Annotated in this window: 20 protein-coding genes; 8 read left to right on the top strand and 12 right to left on the bottom strand. The window is 58.6% G+C overall.

The annotated features are described in order from the left end of the window. Positions 1–29: 29 nt before the first annotated feature. From hflX to trkA, 4 genes are all read right to left on the bottom strand, one after another. Complete coding sequence (gene hflX, locus ED661_RS09160; protein WP_122073618.1) at positions 30–1,301, bottom strand: GTPase HflX; 1,272 nt, start codon at positions 1,299–1,301, stop codon at positions 30–32. Beyond that, on the bottom strand, positions 1,301–1,540 hold the full coding sequence (gene hfq / locus ED661_RS09155; RefSeq protein ID WP_008204623.1) for an RNA chaperone Hfq: 240 nt from the start codon (positions 1,538–1,540) through the stop codon (positions 1,301–1,303). Before hfq ends, hflX begins: the two co-directional genes overlap by 1 nt. Positions 1,541–1,673: 133 nt before the next feature. Further along, complete coding sequence (locus ED661_RS09150) at positions 1,674–3,209, bottom strand: TrkH family potassium uptake protein (protein ID WP_122073617.1); 1,536 nt, start codon at positions 3,207–3,209, stop codon at positions 1,674–1,676. Position 3,210: 1 nt separating this feature from the next. Continuing rightward, on the bottom strand, positions 3,211–4,587 hold the full coding sequence (gene trkA / locus ED661_RS09145; RefSeq protein WP_122073616.1) for a Trk system potassium transporter TrkA: 1,377 nt from the start codon (positions 4,585–4,587) through the stop codon (positions 3,211–3,213). 102 nt (positions 4,588–4,689) lie between these two features. On the opposite strand from trkA, the gene ED661_RS09140 reads away from it, so the two are divergent. Beyond that, positions 4,690–5,172, top strand: a complete 483-nt coding sequence (locus ED661_RS09140) for a hypothetical protein (RefSeq protein ID WP_122074081.1) — start codon at positions 4,690–4,692, stop codon at positions 5,170–5,172. Positions 5,173–5,301: 129 nt separating this feature from the next. Here the strand turns inward: ED661_RS09140 and ED661_RS09135 are convergent, their stop codons facing one another. From ED661_RS09135 to dusB, 5 genes are all read right to left on the bottom strand, one after another. Further along, positions 5,302–6,711, bottom strand: a complete 1,410-nt coding sequence (locus ED661_RS09135; RefSeq protein ID WP_122073615.1) for a sigma-54 dependent transcriptional regulator — start codon at positions 6,709–6,711, stop codon at positions 5,302–5,304. Continuing rightward, on the bottom strand, positions 6,708–8,948 hold the full coding sequence (locus tag ED661_RS09130) for a PAS domain-containing sensor histidine kinase (protein ID WP_174214177.1): 2,241 nt from the start codon (positions 8,946–8,948) through the stop codon (positions 6,708–6,710). The genes ED661_RS09135 and ED661_RS09130 overlap by 4 nt, the downstream gene beginning before the upstream one ends. Positions 8,949–9,089: 141 nt before the next feature. Continuing rightward, complete coding sequence (locus ED661_RS09125; RefSeq protein ID WP_122073613.1) at positions 9,090–10,457, bottom strand: response regulator; 1,368 nt, start codon at positions 10,455–10,457, stop codon at positions 9,090–9,092. A gap of 3 nt (positions 10,458–10,460) precedes the next feature. Beyond that, positions 10,461–11,540 (bottom strand): nitrogen regulation protein NR(II), encoded by a 1,080-nt coding sequence (locus ED661_RS09120; RefSeq protein ID WP_122073612.1) that lies wholly within the window; start codon positions 11,538–11,540, stop codon positions 10,461–10,463. Then, positions 11,537–12,523: a tRNA dihydrouridine synthase DusB gene (gene dusB / locus ED661_RS09115; RefSeq protein WP_122073611.1), complete on the bottom strand. Its 987-nt coding sequence runs from the start codon at positions 12,521–12,523 to the stop codon at positions 11,537–11,539. The genes ED661_RS09120 and dusB overlap by 4 nt, the downstream gene beginning before the upstream one ends. A 205-nt stretch (positions 12,524–12,728) precedes the next feature. On the opposite strand from dusB, the gene ED661_RS09110 reads away from it, so the two are divergent. The 4 genes from ED661_RS09110 to ED661_RS09095 all read left to right on the top strand — a co-directional run bounded on the left by ED661_RS09110 (position 12,729) and on the right by ED661_RS09095 (position 16,244). Next, positions 12,729–13,901: a bifunctional 2-C-methyl-D-erythritol 4-phosphate cytidylyltransferase/2-C-methyl-D-erythritol 2,4-cyclodiphosphate synthase gene (locus ED661_RS09110; protein ID WP_122073610.1), complete on the top strand. Its 1,173-nt coding sequence runs from the start codon at positions 12,729–12,731 to the stop codon at positions 13,899–13,901. Further along, positions 13,898–14,395 carry a phosphatidylglycerophosphatase A gene (locus ED661_RS09105; RefSeq protein WP_122073609.1) on the top strand — a complete coding sequence of 166 codons (498 nt, stop codon included), beginning with the start codon at positions 13,898–13,900 and terminating at the stop codon, positions 14,393–14,395. Before ED661_RS09110 ends, ED661_RS09105 begins: the two co-directional genes overlap by 4 nt. Further along, complete coding sequence (locus ED661_RS09100) at positions 14,392–14,928, top strand: CinA family protein (RefSeq protein WP_122073608.1); 537 nt, start codon at positions 14,392–14,394, stop codon at positions 14,926–14,928. The genes ED661_RS09105 and ED661_RS09100 overlap by 4 nt, the downstream gene beginning before the upstream one ends. Positions 14,929–15,062: 134 nt before the next feature. Beyond that, on the top strand, positions 15,063–16,244 hold the full coding sequence (locus ED661_RS09095) for an ammonium transporter (protein ID WP_122073607.1): 1,182 nt from the start codon (positions 15,063–15,065) through the stop codon (positions 16,242–16,244). A gap of 139 nt (positions 16,245–16,383) precedes the next feature. Here ED661_RS09095 and ED661_RS09090 read toward each other — a convergent pair whose 3' ends face one another. Together ED661_RS09090 and ED661_RS09085 are read right to left on the bottom strand one after the other, a co-directional pair. Further along, positions 16,384–17,676 (bottom strand): MmgE/PrpD family protein, encoded by a 1,293-nt coding sequence (locus ED661_RS09090; protein WP_122073606.1) that lies wholly within the window; start codon positions 17,674–17,676, stop codon positions 16,384–16,386. A gap of 28 nt (positions 17,677–17,704) precedes the next feature. Next, positions 17,705–18,151: a type II toxin-antitoxin system RatA family toxin gene (locus ED661_RS09085; RefSeq protein ID WP_122074080.1), complete on the bottom strand. Its 447-nt coding sequence runs from the start codon at positions 18,149–18,151 to the stop codon at positions 17,705–17,707. Between the two features lie 76 nt (positions 18,152–18,227). Here ED661_RS09085 and hpt point away from each other — a divergent pair, with 76 nt between their 5' ends. Both hpt and ED661_RS09075 read left to right on the top strand, forming a co-directional pair. After that, positions 18,228–18,773, top strand: coding sequence for a hypoxanthine phosphoribosyltransferase (hpt, locus tag ED661_RS09080; protein WP_122073605.1), 546 nt, complete (start codon positions 18,228–18,230; stop codon positions 18,771–18,773). A gap of 41 nt (positions 18,774–18,814) precedes the next feature. After that, a complete protein-coding gene (locus ED661_RS09075; protein ID WP_122073604.1) occupies positions 18,815–19,195 on the top strand; it encodes a GFA family protein in 381 nt (126 codons plus the stop codon). Positions 19,196–19,263: 68 nt separating this feature from the next. On the opposite strand, the gene lipA is transcribed toward ED661_RS09075, so the two are convergent. Further along, the gene (lipA, locus tag ED661_RS09070; RefSeq protein ID WP_122073603.1) at positions 19,264–20,217 is read right to left on the bottom strand and encodes a lipoyl synthase; all 954 of its coding nucleotides are present in this window, start codon (positions 20,215–20,217) and stop codon (positions 19,264–19,266) included. A gap of 318 nt (positions 20,218–20,535) precedes the next feature. Here lipA and ED661_RS09065 point away from each other — a divergent pair, with 318 nt between their 5' ends. Continuing rightward, positions 20,536–21,084, top strand: a complete 549-nt coding sequence (locus ED661_RS09065) for a peroxiredoxin (RefSeq protein WP_122073602.1) — start codon at positions 20,536–20,538, stop codon at positions 21,082–21,084. Positions 21,085–21,097: the final 13 nt, after the last annotated feature.

Below are 21,097 nucleotides of genomic sequence, written 5' to 3'. Positions count from 1 at the left end.
CTTGTGTGCAACCCGTTCTGCCAGGCCTCTTACAGCGCTTTGAACTGAGCCTTTTGCTTTTCGGTCCAGCGCACGGTCAGCTCAAAGCCTTCCTCGCCCTGCTCTTCGCTGATCACTACGTCCTGCTGAAACAGCCAGGCGCGTTCTTTGCCCTGCGCAAAGGTGAGCGTGAAATCTTCGACGTGGCGCACACCTTCCAGCTTGATCGCAACATCATCGAGCAGCGCCTCGATCCCCTCGCCCGTGATGGCAGAGATCGCGTGAATGCCTTCCTCGCGGGCGGCACGGGCACGGCGCGCCTCGGCAATATCATCAGGCAACTGGTCGAGTTTGTTCCAAACCTCGATTTGGGCGCGGTTTTCATCCACCCCAAGGGTCGAGAGGATCGCCGCAACATCATTGGCCTGGTTCTGGCTGTCCTCATGGCTGATATCGCGCACATGCAGGATCACATCCGCTGCCAGCACCTCCTCCAGTGTGGCCCGGAAAGCCGCCACCAGTTCGGTCGGCAGATCCGAGATAAACCCAACCGTGTCAGAGAGGATGATCTCTGGCCCGTCTGGCATCTCGACCCGGCGCATGGTTGGATCAAGGGTCGCAAAAAGCATATCCTTGGCCATCACCTCTGCCCCGGTCAACCGATTGAACAGGGTCGACTTACCTGCGTTGGTATAGCCCACCAGCGCGACAATCGGGAATGGGATCTTGGCCCGTGCAGCCCGGTGCAGGGTCCGGGTTTTGACAACTTTGGCCAATTGGCGTCGCAGGTTGACCAATTGGTCATCGATTGCCCGCCTGTCCGCTTCGATCTGGGTTTCGCCGGGTCCGCCGACAAATCCCAATCCACCACGCTGACGCTCCAGGTGGGTCCAGGCGCGCACCAAACGGGTGCGCTGATAACTGAGCGCCGCCATCTCAACTTGCAACACACCCTCGCGGGTGCGCGCCCGATCCGAGAAGATCTCGAGGATCAGTCCGGTACGGTCGAGGATTTTGACTTTCCACGCCTTTTCCAGATTACGTTGCTGCACCGGCGAGACCGGTCCATCAATCAACACCAGATCAACTTCGTTGCTGTGCAACAGCTCTTTCAGCTCTTCAATTTTCCCAGAGCCAAACAACATCCCCGCATGGGCCTTTGGCAGGCGCACAACGGTCGAGCCAACTACGTCAAGATCAGGCAGCGCCTCGGCCAAGGCAACACCTTCCGCCAAAGCGGGTTCAGCAGGGCGTCGCCCCTGATCAGATTTAATATCCGGATGTAACACCCAGGCACGGGTGCGGATCCTGTCGTGCTCCATCAAGAGGCGTCTTCGCCTTCATATAGGCTGATCGGCTGGGCCGGCATGATGGTGGAAATCGCGTGTTTATAAACCAGTTGGGACTGACCATCGCGGCGCAACAGCACACAGAAATTGTCAAACCAGGTGATCACACCCTGCAGCTTGACCCCGTTAATCAGGAAGATTGTTACTGGAACCTTGGTTTTGCGAACGTGATTGAGGAATGCATCCTGCAAATTCTGTCTGTCCGAAGCCATATTGTTTTCTTTCGCCTTTGTTCTTGCAGTGCGCTGCGGACCAGCGCGCCTTATTGTTTACGACTATGGACGCAGATTTTGGCAGTTTCCAGCCGAAAAACGTCCCATACACAGAGAGGTTAGCCACCTTTGCCTAGCTGCGCCAGAAATTTGGAGACAAAAGTGCGATAATCGCAAGGGTCTCGAGCCGCCCCAGAACCATGGCAAAGCAGAGGATCAGCTTGGCCACAGGGGCGAGACTGGTGAGGACGATTGGCGCATCGCCTGCAATTTCCGTCAGGGGGCCCGTGGTCGACAGCGACGCGATGGCCAGGATCAGGGAGTGTTCAAAATCGCTTCCGACTGCGGAGAGGGCAATCGAGATCAACGCCAGCGACAGGGCGAAAAGCATGAAGAAAACCCAGGCAACAAAGGCACCATTGCTTTGAAGTCGCTTGTTGCCGCTGCCCTCACCGCTCACCGAGGAAGGATGCACCAGGCGCTCCATCTCGCGCATACCATTGAGGTAAAGCGCATAGACCCGCAGCAGTTTTACGCCGCCTGCCGTGGTGGCCACTCCGCCGCCAATCACCGAAAGCCCCAGCAGGATCATCCCCGGCGTTTGCAGCCCGGACCATTCCCGCGTGGTCTCCCAATCGGCGCTTTCAAAGCCGGTGGTGGACAAAAAGGACATCACAGTGAACAGACCGCCCCAAAAAGATCTGAGCGCCTGCACAGGATCGTTATGAGTGCCAACGTCAAAGGTTCTGAACCAATGCCATAGGATCAGCAAAAGCGGCATCCCGACAATAATCAGTAGCCCGGTGCGGAATTCAGGATCCTTATCCAATCTGCCAGAGCCAACGGTGACAGTGTCGTTGGAGAAGGTCAGCCGGGACAGGGCAAAGAACATGAAGAGGAACATCACCATTTCGCCGCCGATGCCACCGCTGCCGTTTTCAACGCCGCCAACTGCTGAAATGCCAGAGGTCGACAAGACAGACATGGCATGGCTCAAACCAACCAGAGGCGTCTCGCCGGTGATCATCAACAAGATCCACAACACCAGTGTCAGCCCGCCATAGACCGGCCCCAGGGTGCGGCTGATTTCGATCAGACGTTGCTTTGGGTCGGCATCCTGGATCTGGGAGGGCGCGGCAGTGCCACCGCCGGGTTCACCACGCGCCGTCACCTCAAAGCCCCCCAGTGACAAGGGCGCCAAAACGGCTGAGGCAGAGATCCACATCAACAACCCACCCAGCCAGGCCACCATAGCGCGCCACAGATGGACGCTGGGCGGCAGCCTATCGGGATCAGCATAGATGTCGGTCCCTGTGGTGGTCACCGCGCTCACCATGTCAAAGTAAGCGTTCAAAAAACTTGTGTTGCGCAGCGCGTCCTGCACCGGCACCGCCAGAAACAGTGGCAGAATCACAAAGGTGGCAAGCAGTGACAGCAATTGCCCCGGCATACCATATCGCGGCACCCTGTTGCCCAGCGACAAGCCTGCAAGTGTAACCAGAAACAAACCCAGGACGCCGGTGTAGAAAAACGCCCTGGAGGTCGGGTGGTCATCCAAAGCCAAGGCATGGACCGCCGGGATCCACATGGCCAGCGACGCAATGCTCCAGATCAATAGAAACAGTGGCAATCGCAAAAGCCGGTTGGGTGTCTTGTTGCGGCGCCCCATCCTAGAAGTAGTCGATTGAAACCTGCATCAGACGCTCCACTTCGGGCACGTCATCTGCCATGGCAAAGAGGGCGATCACATCGCCGGTCTCGATCTTCAGCCCACCGGTCGGGCGCAGCACCTCGTCGCCTTTGCGTACCGCGCCGACCAAAACGCCTTCGGGAAAGTCGATATCGCGGATTGCTTTACCAGCCATGGGTGAGGTGCTCATCACCTCTGCCTCGATCACCTCGGCCTCGGCATCCCCAATGCTATAGACCTGACGCACCCGGCCATATCGAATATGGCGCAGGATCGAGCTCACAGTGGTAGCGCGCGGATTGATGAAAGCGTCAATGCCCAGTGGTGACAACAGTGGCAGCAGGGTTGGGTCGTTGATCAAGGCGATCACAAAGGGGCAGCCCTCTGCTTTGGCCCGCACCGCTGCCAGCATGTTTGTCTTATCGTCATCGGTGACCGCCAGCATCGCGTCGGCCCGGTCAATGCCCGCCTCGATCATCAACGAGCGATCCAGGCCATCGCCGTTGAGCACAATGGTGCGTTCCAGCGCCTCAGCCGCATGTTCCGCACATTTGCGGCTTTTCTCGATCATCTTGGCGCGGATACGGCTGGCGCCGCCTTCCAGTGCCTTGGCCACTTCCAGGCCAACATTGCCGCCGCCAACAATCACCACCCGGTCCTGGCGTTTTTCCACCTTGCCAAAGACTTCGATGGTGCGGTCCACATCATCGACATGGGCAAAGACATAGCAACTGTCGCCAATAAACAGCTGATCCCCCGGCTCTGGTGCAAACAGCGTTCCATCGCGGCGCACACCGACAACAATGGCGCGCAGGGTCGAAAACAAATCGGTGAGCTGGCGCAACGGGGTATTCACCACCGGGCAGTCTTCATCGATCTGAATGCCCAGCAGCTGGGCGCCGCCCTCCATGAAAATCTCGGTATCAAAGGCCGCCGGGGCCGAAAGCCGCTGCATCGCTGCCGCGGCCACTTCACGTTCCGGGCTGATCACCACATCAATGGGCAAATGTTCGCGCCGATAAAGATCCGAATAGATCGCGGTCAAATAGCTGCGTGCCCTGAGCCGCGCAATCTTGCGCTGGACCGAAAACACCGAATGCGCCACCTGACAGGTGACCATATTGACCTCATCCGAATGGGTGGCTGCGATGATCATATCCGCATCACGGGCCCCTGCCCGGTCCAATATATCCGGATAGGAGGCAAACCCGACAACCCCCTGCACATCCAGCGTATCCGTGGCGCGGCGCACCAGCTCAGGGTTATTGTCGACGACGGTGACATCGTTTTGCTCCGCAGAGAGGTGACGGGCAATCTGCCAGCCCACCTGGCCTGCACCACAGATAATAACTTTCATGCCACTGTCCCTTGGGCGCCATTTCGCCAGATTTGAATGCCAGAAGCCATCAGGGGGGTCAAATCAATTGTAACTCCCGCCAGGATGCAGCATTCTGATCTCATGTTTAAACTTCCACGCACCAGCGCAATTTCTTTTGTCTTTCTTGGGCTTGTCGCCTGTGGTCCGCTGCCGGTCTATTACAACACGGGCAGCGACCAGACACGGACCAATAGCGATACGCTGTCCTGCAAGGTCAATGCCTTGAAAGATGCCCCCGTGGCCAATCAGATCCGCCACCGGCCCCCGGTCTATTATCCGGGACGACAGCACTGCAACAATGGCAACTGTTGGACGACCCCCGGCTATTGGGTGGACGGCGGAACCTACACTGTGGATGTGAACCTGGGGCTGCGCAGCCAGTTGGAACAACGCTGCATGGCGCAAAAGGGCTATCGTCGCCTGGAGCTGCCGCGCTGCAGCAAAGAGCAGATCGCCGCGCTGCAATCCCTTCCCGGGCGCAATCAGCGGGCAACCGGACTGCCTGAAAACGCCTGCGCCGTCCAGCAAAGCAACGGCAACACGATTATTCTGCCACCGCTATAGGGCCCCCACTTAGGCCGCAATTCTTACAACTAGCCGTTAGAGCGATGGCCCCGGATTGGGCCATTATGCGAGGCTTGGCCACTACGTCCGGCATCAACGCCCAGTAATGATGGTTTAAGGCAACCAGCCTCAAACCATATCATCTTCTTTTTCCACATGGGCGATACGCGCCCCGGTCTTGTTCGAGGTGACAACTCCCAGAGACTTCAACTTCCGGTGCAGGGCGGAACGTTCCATCCCCACAAACGAGGCCGTACGGCTGATATTGCCGCCAAAGCGGTTGATCTGCGTCAGCAGGTATTCCCGTTCAAAGGCCTCACGGGCTTCGCGCAGTGGCAGGGTTGCCAAGGCACCGGACAGCACCACCCGCCCTTCATCCGCGACTTTTTCCTCTTCGCGCGGCAGGTCTTTTGCCTCAATCGGCCCGGTGCCATCGCCCAGGATCAGTACCCGCTCAACCATGTTCTTCAACTGACGCACGTTGCCAGGCCAGGTCATCGTCTGCATCAGGGCAACGGCTTCATCTGCCAGCTCACGCAGGGGCAAGCCCTGGCTTTCATTGAACTGCGCAATGAAATACTCCGCCAGTTGCGGAATATCTTCCCGCCGATCTGCCAGTGAGGGCACATTGATCGGCACCACATTCAGGCGGTGATACAGCTCTTGGCGGAAACGGTCGGCATTGATTTCAGCCTCAAGGTCCTTATTGGTCGCCGAGATAACCCGCAGATCAACCCGCACCTTGTCATTGCCACCGACACGCTGGAATTGCTGATCCACCAAAACACGCAGGATCTTTGACTGCGTCCCCAGCGGCATATCCGCCACCTCATCAAAGAAGATCACGCCGCCATGGGCCTGCTCCAACAGACCTGGCTCCACCCCGCGTTCAGAGCTCTCACGGCCAAACAGGACCTCCTCCATCCGATCCGGCTCGATCCCGGCACAACTCACCGTGATAAAGGGGGCCGAGGCCCGGGCAGAATTCAGGTGAATGTAGCGGGCAGCAATCTCCTTGCCGCTGCCTGCCGGACCGCTGAGCATCACCCGGCCATTGGATTTTGTGACTTTGTCCAGCTGGCCAACAAGGCCACGGAAGGAGGCCGAAGAACCAACCATTTCCGAGCCGCCCGTTTCCTTGCGCCGCAGATCGGTGTTTTCGCGCCGCAGCTGCGAGGCCTCCATGGCGCGGCGAATGACCACCATCAGCTGATCAATATTGAAGGGCTTTTCAATGAAGTCATATGCGCCCTGTTTGATCGCGGCCACGGCAATTTCAATGTTGCCATGGCCCGAAATGATCACCACCGGCACCTCGGGGTTGTCGCGTTTCACCGTCTTGAGGATGTCAATTCCATCCATCTGGCTGTCCTTGAGCCAGATATCCAGAATAAGCAGAGAGGGCAGTTCCTGATTGAGCTGCGCCATACAATCCTCTGAATTGCCGGCCTTTCGTGTCGCGTATCCTTCATCCTCCAGGATGTCAGATATCAACTCGCGAATGTCACGTTCATCGTCAACAATTAAAATGTCACTCATGTCAGACCTGCTTTCACTGTATTCCGGTTCTTCTGCTCCGCGCTGGCAGCTGCGGGCAGACGAATAACTGCCATGGCACCACAATGCTGGTGCCCTTCAAAAACTGGCGCATCTTCAAGCGTAAGAGCGCCGCCATGTTCTTCGATAATCTTCTTCACAATTGGGAGCCCGAGACCCGTGCCCTCGTTTCGGGTGGTCACATAGGGCTCAAACAGCCGCGCGCGATCCTCCGGCAGACCAATGCCATTGTCGGCAATGGTGATCTCATAGCCTCCTGTCTGCGCCACATGGAGTGAGATATGGATCTGCGGCTGAACCGCTGTGTCGGGTTGTTTTTGGGTCAGCGTTTCAATCGCTTCACCGGCATTTTTAATCAGATTGGTCAGCGCCTGCCCAATCATAGTGGAGTCCAGATCCGCCCAAAGCGGCCCCTCAGGGAGCTTCGCAGAAATGGCAACCCCCGGCTGACCGGTCTGTTGCAGCGTCACCGCATCCCGCACCAGGGTGACCAGATCTTCTTCGTGACGCTCCGGCTCAGGCATGCGCGCAAATTTGGAGAACTCATTGACGATCCGACGCAGGTCATTGGTTTGACGAACAATCACATCGGTCATGGATTGCAGCTTGTCGCTGTTTTCCTCACCGAGCATCGGGGCAAACTTGCGCTTGATCCGCTCCGCACTCAGTTGAATCGGGGTTAGCGGGTTTTTAATCTCATGGGCAATCCGCTGCGCCACATCCCCCCAGGCCGCCATTCGTTGAGCGCTGACCAGATCGGTCACATCATCAAAGGCCACCACATAGCCTTCGAGCTTGCCATCATCGCCGCGCCGCCGTGACATCCGTACCAGCAGGTTTTCCAGCTGCCCCTGGCGTGTCACTTTGACTTCACCCTGTTCAGCCTCGCCACCGCCCTCCAGCAGCGTTTCAAACAGCGGGCCGAATTCCGGAATTGCAACCGCAAGCGCCAGCGTTTGCTGGTCTTCATGCCAATCCAACAACCGCTCAGCCGAACGGTTCACAAAGGTGATCTTTCCTTCGTCATCCAGCCCTACAACGCCTGAGGTGACCGAAGAAAGCACCGAGTCAAACAGCCGACGTCGGCGTTCAATCTGACTGGTGTTTTCCAGCAAAGTAGCACGCTGCGCCCGCAGCTCGTGGGTCATTTGGTTGAAGTAATGCCCCAGTTGGGAAATCTCATCGCCACCGTCTTCTTCGGGTACCCGAGCGTTCAAGTCCCCACCACCAACTCTCTGGGCCGCAACAGTCAGCCGACCCACCGGCCGAGATAGCCGTTCGGCAAACCAAATCCCCAACCACATGGCAGCCAGAACCAAGATCAGTGCAAAGCCGATGTATAAAAGGCCAAACTCAAACAGCACCCTGCCGCGTTCATTCTCCAACTGCTGATATAACCGCGCGGTTTCTTTGGTTTCATCCAGCAGGTTCAGCAAGGTGCCATCAACATCGCGGCTGATGTACAAAAACCGGTCGACAAAAGCGTTGAGCCGCACCAGCGCACGAAACTCATTGTTGTCCCAGTCCTGAATAATACTCATCCCCTCAGCACTGGCCCTGGATATATCCTCAGCGCTGGGGCGTTCAAAATCGAACTCGTAGGACCGCTCTCCTCGGGCACGAATGCGGCCAGTGCCGTCAATGACATAGGCCTCACGTAATCCGCGTTGGACCTGCAATTGCCCCTGGGTGAGAACCTGCCGCAGCTCGGCATCATTGATAAAGTAGCTACGGCTGCGGCTTTGATCCAGGAACCGGGACAGGGCCTGCGCATCGGTGGTTATGTCGCGGCGCTGCTCTTCCTGATAGGCCTCAGCCGCTGCGAGCGAACTGCCAATCACCTGCCGAACCCGTTGCGAGAACCAGCCCTCCAGCCCAACATTCACCGTCAGCACCGCAAAAACAGCAACGATCACGGTTGGTCCAAGCGCCAGAAACCCAAAGGCCCCGATCAGGCGCAGGTGTAGGCGAGATCCCGCCGACTTAGAGCGCCGCGCCGCAAACAACCGCACGATCTGAGTCAAAACCAAAGCTGCGATCGCCATGATATAGACCATGTCCGCCAGCAGAATCAGACGTAGCGGCCGGGAGGAGGCGCCATGGCCCAGCGGGCCAAAAATAAGGAAGGTCAGCAGCGCCAGAAGCGGGCCCAGAAGCACCATGCCCAGCGTGCCGATATTACGGGCCTGGCGTGTTTTACGCCAACGGTCCATGGCCATAAACCGGCCACGCCCCATCCAAAGTTGTGACTTTTGAGCCACGCAACACCCTCATTCTGATGTGTGGCCAATCCAGCCAACCGCCATATATCGCGGTTGCCACCAGCGCAAAGCAGGGGCTACCACAGTTCTGTGGCGATATTACATCAGTTTGCGACGGCGTGTCACCTCAATATCCAGATCGGTGATCTTCTTTCGCAACGTATTGCGGTTGATCCCCAAAAGTTCGGCGCATTTGGCCTGATTTCCGGCCGTTGCGGTCAGGGCAATCTCGATCAAGGGCGCCTCGACTTCACGCAAAATGCGGGCATAAAGCCCCGGAGGCGGCAGAATATCTCCATGCAGATCAAAATAGCGCTGCAAATGGCGGGCAACCGAATCGGCCAGCTTTTCATTGACCGCACCGCCGATGATTGGCCCGGCTTCTGTCTGTGGCCCCAAAGCCGCCGCCACCTCGGAGCGCGATATCTCCTCGCTGCGCGCCGTCAACGCCAGCCGCCGGACCAGATTCTCCAACTGGCGGACATTCCCCGGCCAGGCGCAATGGCGCATCATCTCGCTTGCTTCATCGCTGAAGCGACGGTGCGGCGCGCCGTCGTTTTCCGCTTTGATCAAGAAATGCGCCGACAAGAGCGCAATGTCTTCCACCCTTTCACGTAGGCTCGGCACGCGCAGCTCGGTACCTGAAATCCGGTAATACAGGTCCTGCCGCAGCCCACCACTCTCCATCGCAGCAGCCGCATCCTTTTGACTTGTCGCCATGATCCGCGGCGCGTGGGAGCCGGGCGAATCCATCATCCGCACCAGCCGTGCCTGCGCCTCATCCGGCAAATCAACCAACTCATCAATCAGTAAGGTGCCCCCTTTGACCTCGGACAACAGCCGCGCAGGCCCCTCAAGCGCCATAAGATCTGTCTCAGAGGCGATGACAAACGGCAGGGTTCTGCGATCAGAAAAATCATGCACAGCACGGGCAATCAGCGATTTCCCGGTGCCGCTTTCGCCGGTGATCATCAAAGGCATATCGGTGTTCATCACCCGCGCGATGAGCCGGTACAGTGCCTGCATGACCTCGGTCCGCCCCACCAGGGGCAGATCTTCTGGGCGGTCTTGCTCGGCAACCGGGCTGCTGCTTGGGGATTTTTGTTTTTCAGACAAGGCCTTGGCGGTACGCTTCATCAGCTCCGGCAGGTCAAAGGGTTTGGGCAAATAGTCATAGGCCTCTGCCTCGGCTGCCTTGATTGCGGTCATGATGGTGTTTTGTGCTGAAATCACAATAACCGGCAAACCCGGGCGATCCTGGGCAATTTTTGGTAGCATTTCCAAACCGTTGCCATCCGGCATGACCACATCTGAAATCACCACATCGCCTTTTCCCTCCGATACCCAGCGCATCAAGGTTGTCAGGGAAGAGGTCGCATGGACCCGGCAACCCGCCCGGGTCAGCGCCTGCGTCAGCACCGTGCGAATAGTGCGATCGTCATCTGCAACAAGAACGGTGCCGTCCATGAGTTAAGTCTCCTGCGGTTCTGCGTCTTTTGGCATGCGGGACAAGGAAAGCCGGAACACGGTGCGTCCCGGCACCGAGTCAACTGAGATCCAGCCATTGTGTTCAGCGATGATTTTGCTCACTAGGGCGAGCCCAAGCCCGGTTCCGTTTTCACGCCCCGATACAAAGGGGTCAAAAACATCCTCTCGGATCGCCTCTGGCAGGCCAGGACCATCGTCAATAATTTCGATCTGCAAAGGCAACAGTTTGCCGGTACCGTCACTGCGCCGCATTCTGAAGGAATGCTCATAGTAGCTGCGAATGCGAATGGTGCCCCCGGCAGGGCCTGCCGCCTCCGAAGCATTTTTGAGCAGGTTCAACATCACTTGCAGCAGCTGGTCCGCATCCCCCCAGGCCAGCGGCAGAGAGGGATCATAGTCTTCCGTGATAGTCATATGGGCGCCAAAGCCCAGCAAGGCTGAGCGTCGTGCCCGGTCCAGCACATCATGAAGGTTGACCGGCTTGAACTGCGGCGCGCTCAGATTTCCGAACTGCTCCACCTGATCCAGCAGCTTCACGATGCGGCGGCTCTCGCTGACGATTAAGTCCGTTAATTCAACATCTTCCCCAGAGAGGTTCATGCTCAGCAACTGGGCGGCGCCGGTGATGCCGGCAAGCGGGTTCTTGATTTCATGAGCCAGCATTTCAGCCATGCCAATGGCAGATTGCGCCGCAGATTTTGCCGAATGGTTCTGTGTCATCCGCGCGGCCAGTTCCCGCGGCGAGAGCATCAAGAGCATCTGCCCTTCCTGACCCTGAATCGGTGCGATTTGTACCCCGCATTGCAATGGCGCACGGCTGCGCGAGCCGACGTCGATATCGTTGACGAACAGCGGTGTTCCCTGGGTCCGGGCGCGCTCAAACGCGGTCTCAATCGGGGCATCAATGGCAATCTGTTCCCAGACTGGCTGATTCAGCAATCCCCGGCGTGAGGTGTTCAAAAACCCCTCGGCTGCGGAATTGGCATCGACAATGCGATTGTCTGCCCCGATCAAAAAGGCAGGAACCGGCAATGAGGCCCAAAGTGCTGCGTCCGAAATCATGCCGCTCCCTCTTGCTGAGAATGGGACAGGGCATCCGGCAACAGATGCAGGACATTGGTCGGGTTTTTCTCGGTCAAAACCGCCCGCCGCAGGGGCGCCGCTGTCTGGGCTTCATCCATGTACCAGCCCAGATGTTTGCGCGCGACGCGCAGGCCTAAATCTGCACCATAAAAGATCAGCATTGCCTCGTAGTGTCTTGAAACCATGTCGAGAAGATCGTTGCCGCTGGGCACTTGCGGCGCCGGACTGCCCCACAGGTCGCTGGCGACCTCAGCCAAAAGCCACGGCTTGCCCTGAATGCCGCGCCCGATCATCACCCCGTCAGCGCCAGACTGTGTTAGGGCGTCACGCGCGGTCTGAGTGTCAACAATATCGCCGTTGGCCAGAACCGGCAGGTTCACCGCCTCTTTGATCTCCCGGATTGCCGCCCAGTCGGCGCGCCCTTTATAAAACTGGCAGCGGGTGCGCCCGTGGATGGTGACCATTTGAATGCCAGCCGCTTCGGCACGTGCCGCGACCGAGGCCGCGTTCAGGCAAGTGTCATCCCAGCCCAGACGGGTTTTTAGCGTGACGGGAATATCCACCGCCTCCACCACCGCCTCGATCAGGGAGAGCGCGTGATCCGGTGTTTTCAACAAGGCCGAGCCCGAATAGCCGCTGGTCACCTTCTTGGCAGGGCAGCCCATGTTGATGTCAATCACGCGCGCGCCACGATCCGCCACCTGCCGCGCCGCTTCAGCCATCCAGCTCGCCTCACGCCCGGCCAGCTGCACCGAGGTATTCTCCACATCTGCACTTAGCTCGGCGCGTTCGCGTACCCCTGGTTTGGATTGCACCATCTCCTGGCTGGCGACCATTTCGCTGACCATCAGCCCCACTCCAAAAGAGCGCACCAGATCGCGAAACGGGCGATCGGTGATTCCAGCCATGGGGGCCAGCGCGATGGGGGGTGTCAAAGAGGTGGTTCCGAGGGTGAAGGACAACTGCCTAATCCTTGTGCGTGTGAGTATTTTGTAGCCGAAGCCCTCGGTATTGAACAATGAAACCGCACCCGGCAAGGGCACATCCGCATGCAATTGCCTAAATTTTAGGCAGCTTACCTGGGGTGATTGCCTCTTGAACTGGCAGAAACTAAACAACTCACTAGGTTAAACTTGGCACGAGAAACGCCAGATTTGAGAGGCATCCATGAGTACTGCTGCTTTGATCGTTGCGGCCGGGCGCGGCACCCGCGCAGGCGGCGGTGTGCCCAAACAGTGGCGCCCGCTCAAAGGCAAACGGGTCATCGACTGGACGCTGCAAGCCTTTCACGATGCGGGCATCAAGACCATCGTCGTGGTGCTCTCGCCTGAGGATCGCGACGCCTGGGACAGTTTTGCGTCACAAAGCGACGTTGTTCTGACCGCTGGCGGAGCAGAACGCGCGCAATCGGTGCAAAACGGGCTGCAGGCTCTGCAAGATCTCAATCTGCCCTTGGCGTGTCCGATCACAAAGGTGCTCATCCATGATGCTGCCCGCCCCTGCACCAGCCAGACCCTGATCACATCCGTTGTAGACGCCCTGGATCATGGCCCTGCCGCGGCCCCGGCTCTGGCGGTGACAGATGCTCTTTGGACCGGGGCTGAAGGACAGGTCACTGGCACTCAGGATCGCACTGGCCTATTTGCCGCGCAGACACCGCAGGGGTTCCGGCTAGAGGCCATCCTCAAGGCCCATGCCCATCATCCCGGTGGCGCGGCGGATGATGTCGAAGTGGCCCGTGACGCCGGGCTTGAGGTTGCAATCATAGCCGGAGACCCGGACAATATAAAAATCACCCGGCCCGAGGATTTTGCCCGCGCCGCCAGAATTTTGGAAACGGAAGACAAGATGGATATCAGACCGGATATCAGACTGGGCAATGGCTATGATGTGCATCGCTTTGGCCCCGGTGACAGCGTCATCCTCTGCGGGGTCGAGATCCCACATGATCGCTCCCTTCAGGGGCATTCGGATGCCGATGTTGGCATGCATGCGGTGACAGATGCGATCTATGGCGCCCTGGCGCAGGGCGATATCGGTCGGCATTTCCCGCCCTCTGATCCGCAATGGAAAGGGGCCGCAAGTGAGATCTTCCTGGCCCATGCCGCCAATCTGGCGCGTGAGATGGGGTTTCATATCACAAACGTGGATTGCACCCTGGTCTGCGAATACCCAAAGGTCGGCCCCCATGCCGAGACAATGCAGGCAGAAATGGCCCGCATTCTGCAAATTGACGCTACGCGGGTCTCCATCAAGGCCACTACGTCTGAGCGGCTGGGCTTTACCGGGCGCAGTGAGGGCATCGCCTCACTGGCCACGGCTGCGCTGGTGAAACCATGACTCTGGCCTCAATGATTGCCACTGTGGGTGGCACTGGCTATCTGCGCCCTGCCCCAGGCACCTGGGGCTCGCTGGCAGCCCTGCCGCTTGCGTACGGGTTGCACCAGCTCGGGGGCTTCCCCCTGCTGGCCATTGCCACCGTGATCTGCACTGTTCTTGGCATCTGGGCCACCGCAGAGATGACCAGAGGCAAGGCCAATCACGACCCCTCGGAGATTGTGATCGACGAGGTTGCCGGACAATGGCTGGCGATCTGGGCTATTTCCTATCCGGCCTGGTCCAAGGGGATCGAGATCACCGCGCTCTGGCCCGGCTGGATTGCGGCCTTTGTGCTGTTTCGCCTCTTTGATATTTGGAAACCAGGCCCCGTGGGCTGGGCCGATCGCAAGGAAGGCCCTGTCGGGGTGATGATGGATGATGTCATTGCCGGGTTCCTGGCGGCGCTAGGCGTCATCGCCCTCGCCGGGTTCAGCCACGGAGTATTGGGGTTATGAACGAATCCTCCCCTCAGAACACCAGTGACGCGCACCCGGATGTTGCCGCACTCATTGCCCAGGCCACCCGGCTGGGGCTGAACATCGCAACTGCAGAGAGCTGCACGGGGGGCATGGTCGCCGCCGCGCTGACGGATATCCCCGGCTCCTCCGCCGTGCTGGACCGTGGGTTTGTCACCTATTCAAACCGCGCCAAGCAGGAGATGCTGGGCGTCAGTGAAGCAACCCTGGCCGCCTTTGGCGCGGTCAGCGAAGAAGTGGCCCGCGAGATGTGCGAGGGTGCGTTGCACCAAGCGGGAGTTGACCTGGCAGTGTCGATCACCGGCATTGCAGGCCCCGGAGGCTCAGAACACAAACCCGAAGGGCGCGTCTGCTTTGGCCTGGCCCGAGAGGGGCAGGACAGCCTAGTGGAAACCCTGGAGTTCGGTGCGTTGGGGCGCGACAATGTCCGTGCCGCCAGCCTGAACCATGCGCTTTTGCTGCTGCACACAGCCCTTTCTCAAATTGAACGCGGATTAGGCAAAGCCCCGTAAGGAGCGCCTCTTTTTTAATCAATTTCGCAAAAGCCCATGTTTTTGGCGCTTTTGCGCCATCTGGCGCTTTTTTCCTCACTCCAGATCAGCTCTGTGATCCTCCAACCACGCAAGCGGGATGGAAGGACGACCCCATGAATGGAGCTGATACAGCTTGGATCCTTGTAGCAACGGCCCTGGTGCTGTTTATGACTTTGCCGGGGCTTGCCCTGTTTTACGGTGGCTTGGTGCGGGCACGAAATGTGCTCAGCGTCTTTATGCAGTGCTACGCAATTGCCTGTTTGATGAGCATTCTGTGGTTCGTCTTTGGCTACACCATCGCCTTTGGTCCCGGTGAGAGTGGCTACTGGGGTGGGCTCGACAAGATGTTCCTCAATGGCGTCACCGCAGAGAGCCTCAGCGGCACCCTGCCCGAGGTTTTGTTCTTTGCCTTTCAGATGACCTTTGCCATCATTACCCCAGCGCTGATCGTGGGCGCCTATGTCGAGCGCGTTGGCTTTGCCTTTGTGCTGACCTTCTCTGGCCTGTGGATGCTACTCTGCTATGCACCGGTGGTACATTGGATCTGGGGCGGCGGCATGATGGCGGATGGCGGCATCTTTGGCGCCACCGGCGTCAAGGATTTTGCCGGTGGCATCGTCGTACATGAGACCGCAGGCCTGGCGGCGCTGATCCTCGCGATCTTCCTTGGTCCACGCAAGAACCGCACAACACCGCCCCACAACCCCGGCTATGTGGTCATTGGCGCCGCGATGCTTTGGGTTGGCTGGTTTGGCTTTAATGGCGGCTCGCAGCTGGCCGCCGATGGCGGTGCTGCAATGGCGATCACGGTTACCCATCTGTCGGCCGCCGCGGCCTCGCTGACCTGGGCCCTGTGGGAAAAGATCAAATACGGCAAGGCCTCGGTTGTGGGTCTGGTCACCGGCACCATTGCCGGTCTGGCCTCGATCACCCCGGCCAGCGGCTTTGTCGGCCCCGTTGAAGCGCTGATCATTGGCGCCATCGCCGGGATCCTGTGTCAGGAGCTGGTCAATCTGGTGCGCAACAAGCTGCGCATCGACGACACCCTGGATGTCTTTGCCGTACACGGCGTTGGCGGCATCTTTGGCACCGTGATGATCGCAGTCTTTGGCGAAGGCACCTGGATTGCCCAGCTGGGCGCTCTGGCTGTGGTGGGGGTCTTTACCTCCGTTGTCACCATCGCCCTGATCAAGATCGTCGGTGCCTTCACATCGCTGCGAGTTGATCTTGAAACAGAGACCAATGGTCTCGATATCTCAGTCCATGGCGAACGTGCCTACGACATGACCAGCTAATTCAGGTGTCGCCCCCCTTGTGACGGGGGCGCACCACCCAGATGCCACCACTCACCAGGCATAGATGCAGGACGACGCATCGACGGGCTTCCCATATTATGGGGAGCCCGTATCTTTGTCCTCACCATCCCAGACAAGTTCACAGGTACGCGGCAAGATCCCCTGCTGACCCAGCCCCCTGAAGCACCGACCACAGCTCGGCACAGCGATCCGCTCCCAACAGAGCCTGCGCTTTGGCAAAGAGCCGCGCCTCGCGGGTCTCATAGGCCACGGGGGCCTGCAGGTCATGGCTGGCCTCCAGACGTTTGCCGTCCCGGCGCACCAGCGCCACATGTGCCTGCGTCTCCGTCAGGGCTTCGTCCGCCTGCACATGGATCAATTCACGCAAGGCAATTAGACGCGGATCAAGGCAAAGCGCATCGCTATAACTGTCCAGCCGCGCCGTATCTTTGCCAAGCGCCTGCAGCGCCAGGACCGTCCGATAAGAAAATTTTGCCCCCAGCCCGGTCTCTGGCGCGATCTGGTTGCACACGGTCATCCAACGCGGATGCGTGCGCACGGTCAGGCTGGCAATCTCAGGCGCCGCCAGATCCAGGCTGCGGGCGGCCTCCAGCGCGGCATGCAGCCCGTGACAACAGGCATGGAACTTGTGGCTGATGCTCTCAAACAGCCAGACCTCCCCCAAAGCCTCTATCGCCGCCTCAACATCGCCCGCGCCATGATGGGCGCCGCCAAATCCCAGCGCGCCCTCCAGGGCCTGCGGGTTTGCTTCAAACCCGGCCTTGACCAGCTGGGCCACCTCGACCCCAGCGCTGGCGGCCAGCCCCGCATTATAGGGTTTGCCCATAGTGCCGAACTGCGCCTTGAGCCCCGCCGCACGGGTGGCACAAAGCCCCAGCGCCATTTCCATCTCAGCGGCAGAGAGCCCCAGCAAACGCCCCGCAGCTGCCGTGGCGCCAAAGGCGCCCGCCGTTGCCGTTTGATGATAGCCGCTTTGGTAATGTTGCCGCCCCAGCCAAAGACCAACCCGAATGGACAGCTCCATGCCAAAGAGGGCGGCTTCGATCACCTGGTGCAGGCCCAGGTGACGGGCCTCGCCGATGGCAAAAGCCGCAGAAAACACCGCCACAGAAGGATGGCCGATATGGGCAAAATGAGTGTCGTCATAGTCCAGCGCATGCGAGATGGTGCCATTGGCCAGCGCCGCCATACGCGCCGGAACAGCGGTGCCGCCAAACAGCGTTGCTTGCGCCGCACCGGCCTCCGACAGCGCTTGCCCCCGCAGGATCTGAGCGACAGATTCCTCGCCCCCGGCAATGCCACAAGCCAGCCAATCCAGGGCCGATAATCGTGCCATTTGCCGGGCCAAGCTGCTGGGCTCGATCTCAGATGTGGCAAAAGCGGCCAGCTGGCCCGTGAAAGTAGTGCTCATCGTTCAGGCTTCCTGTGTTCAGGGCAGCCTAGCCATAAAGCTCAGCTGCGCGGCGCTCGAATGCTTTTACAATACGCTGCATCGCCTCGTTGAAGACAACCCCGATGATGCCCTGCAACACCGCATTTTTGAACTCAAAATCCACATGGAATTTGACGTCACAGGTGCCATCCGCGCGCGGGGAAAAGCTCCAGTTCGATTTCATGTGGCGAAAAGGGCCGTCCAGATATTCCGTATCGATCTTCATCTCATCCGCATAAAGCGTCACCCGGCTGCCAAAACGTTCGCGAAACACCTTGAAGGAAATCACCAGATCCGCCTCCATCACCTCGGCCGTGCCCTGCTGGCTGCGGCTGCGAATACGCGCGGCGGCGCACCAGGGCAGGAACTTGGGATACTGCGCCACATCGGCCACAAGCCCGTACATCTGCTGCGCGGTATAGGGCATCTGGCGGTTTTCTGAATGAACTGGCATGGGCGGCATCAATTTTCTTGCTATGATCGTGCCGCGTCATGTCCTATGAACGCGCGGGAAATTCAAGGGGTCAGCCATGCCACAGCGTCCATATGTCATCGATGTGATGATTTCAGCCAAGACCATTGCAGCGCGTATCGAAGAGCTTTGCGACGAAATCGCACAGGAATTTGGCGACACGGACAAGCTGGTTGTTGTCGGCCTGCTGCGGGGCAGTTTTGTCTTTATTGCCGATCTAGTGCGCGAATTGGACCTGCCGATCGAGGTCGATTTCCTCGAGGCTTCCTCTTATGGTGACGGCATGGAAAGCAGCCGCGAAGTCCGCATTCTCAAAGACTTGCGCGGCGCAATTGAAGGGCGTGATGTGCTGGTGGTGGAAGATATCGTTGATACCGGCCACACCTTGAACCATGTGACAAAACTGCTGGAGAGCCGTAACCCAGCACGGCTCAAATCCATCGCCCTGCTGGACAAACCTTCGCGGCGCGAGGTGGATTTCCGCTCTGACTGGATCGGGTTTGAGATCCCGGATGAATTTGTTGTGGGCTATGGTATCGATTTTGCCCAGCGGAACCGCAACCTGCCCCACATCGGCAAAGTGCGCTTTACCGACGAGGGCTAAGGCCTGCCGCATCGGCCCGCACCAGAACCGGAGAAAGCCCGATGACAGATCATTCAGGAAGCTGCCTTTGTGGTGCTGTCACCCTCTCGGCACAGGGAGAGCCACTTCGTGTTGGTCTGTGCCACTGTCGAGACTGTCGCAAACACCATGGTGCGCTGTTTCATGCCTCTGCCATCTTCCCCGAGCAGGCGGTGACTGTGCAGGGTGACACCCACAGTTATAAGGGGCGTCACTTCTGCCCCCGGTGCGGCTCATCCGTCTTTTCCTGCAGCCCGGGCGAGGTCGAGCTGCATCTGGGCATATTGGAGCAACCCGACCGGCTGATCCCCAGCTATGAGCTCTGGTGCAGTCGTCGCGAAGCCTGGCTGCCCGCATTCGCGGGCCTGCGGCAATTTACACGCGACCGGGACAATGCGGGTTAGAAAACGACAGGGCCCCCTACCTTGGAGATACTCCACAAAACAGGGTGCCCGTCGCAGGTCTAGAAATGTTAGGCAAGGCCCAGCTTGGCATTGCGGGCTTCGCGCAGGCGGGCAAAATCATCGCCAGCATGGTAAGAAGAGCGCGTCAGCGGCGTGGCGGAAACCATATGGAAACCCTTGCCATAGGCGGCCTTCTCGTAAGATTTGAATTCATCGGGCGTCACAAAGCGGTCAACAGCGTGGTGTTTTGGCGTCGGCTGCAGGTACTGACCAATGGTGAGGAAATCGATATCCGCAGCGCGCATATCGTCCATCACCTGACGCACGGCTTGCTCGTCCTCGCCCAGACCAACCATGATGCCGGATTTGGTGAACATCGACGGATCCAGCTCTTTCACCCGCTGCAAAAGACGCAGGGAGTGGAAATAGCGCGCACCGGGGCGCACCTCGGGGTACAGACCCGGCACAGTTTCCAGATTGTGGTTAAACACATCAGGGCGGGCCTCGATGATCTGTTCGATTACTGCCATGTCACATTTGATAAAATCCGGCGTCAGGATCTCAATGGTGGTTGAGGGGCTGCGATGGCGCACGGCGCGAATGGTCTGGGCAAAATGCTCGGCGCCGCCATCTGAAATATCATCACGGTCGACCGAGGTAATCACAACGTGGTTCAACCCCAGCTTCTGAACCGCATGGGCAACGCGGCCCGGTTCAAATGCGTCCAGATCCTCTGGTGGTTTGCCGGTGGCAATGTTGCAGAAGGTGCAGGCTCGGGTGCAGACCTCCCCCATGATCATCATGGTGGCGTGTCCCTGGCTCCAACATTCGCCAACATTGGGACATCCCGCTTCCTCGCAGACCGTCGTCAACTTGTTGTCGCGCATGATCTTGTGGGTTTCCGCATAGCCCTTGCCGCCGGGGGCCTTCACCCGAATCCAGCTGGGTTTCTTTGGCTGGGCATTGTCCGGGCGATTTGCCTTTTCGGGGTGCCGTTGCTCGGGAATCTTGAGATCACGCATGGTGGGTCCGCTTCTGGCCTGTGTTCATTGCTGACTTAGCACGTTCATTCCTTGGCGTCACCGCGACATTGAGATACCGGCAATGCAGGTGACGCATAGCACTCGGTTCTAGCCGCATTTGGTTCAGAAATCATTGCTTCTTTGAGCGCCTCTATTTGCTCCTAATTCAGACGCAAGATGGGAAAATTTGTACGTATTTTCAATTCTTTCTCCCCCCATTTCACGACAGTTTTATAACTGGCCCTTGCGGAGGTTGCGCATGATTTAGAACTATTATAAACGGCTGCCAAACTGGTTCATCATCCATGGAGTTGTAAGATGAAAGCTGGCGTAAAACTGCCCGACGTGACCTTTAAAACCCGCGTACGCGACGAAGCTGTGGGCGGCCCCAATCCGTTCCGCTGGGAAGACAAAACCACTGCAGATTACTTTGCAGGCAAGCGCGTTGTGCTGTTCTCGCTGCCCGGCGCCTTCACCCCCACCTGCTCCACCTACCAGCTGCCCGGCTTTGAAAAAGGCTTTGCCGATTTCCAGGCCGAAGGCATCGATGGCATCTACTGCATGTCCGTGAACGACAGCTTTGTGATGAACAAATGGGCCGAATCGCAGAACCTGGAAAACGTTAGCGTAATCCCTGATGGTTCCGGCGAGTTCACCCGCAAAATGGGCATGCTGGTCGCCAAGGACAACCTGGGCTTTGGCGCGCGCTCCTGGCGCTATGCTGCCATCGTCAAGGATGGTGTTGTTGAGGCCTGGTTCGAAGAACCTGGCCTGTGCGACAACCACGGTGAAGACCCCTATGGCGTGTCCTCCCCAGAGAATGTGATGAAGCACCTGCAGGCGGCAAAAGAAACTGAAGCGGCCTAAGCCCAGCAGTTTT

It is taken from the genome of Pseudophaeobacter sp. EL27 (genome assembly GCF_900313025.1).
GTDB lineage: Bacteria > Pseudomonadota > Alphaproteobacteria > Rhodobacterales > Rhodobacteraceae > Pseudophaeobacter.
Note: the sequence above shows the minus strand (reverse complement) of the source record. Positions and strands in the feature narration are given on the sequence as shown.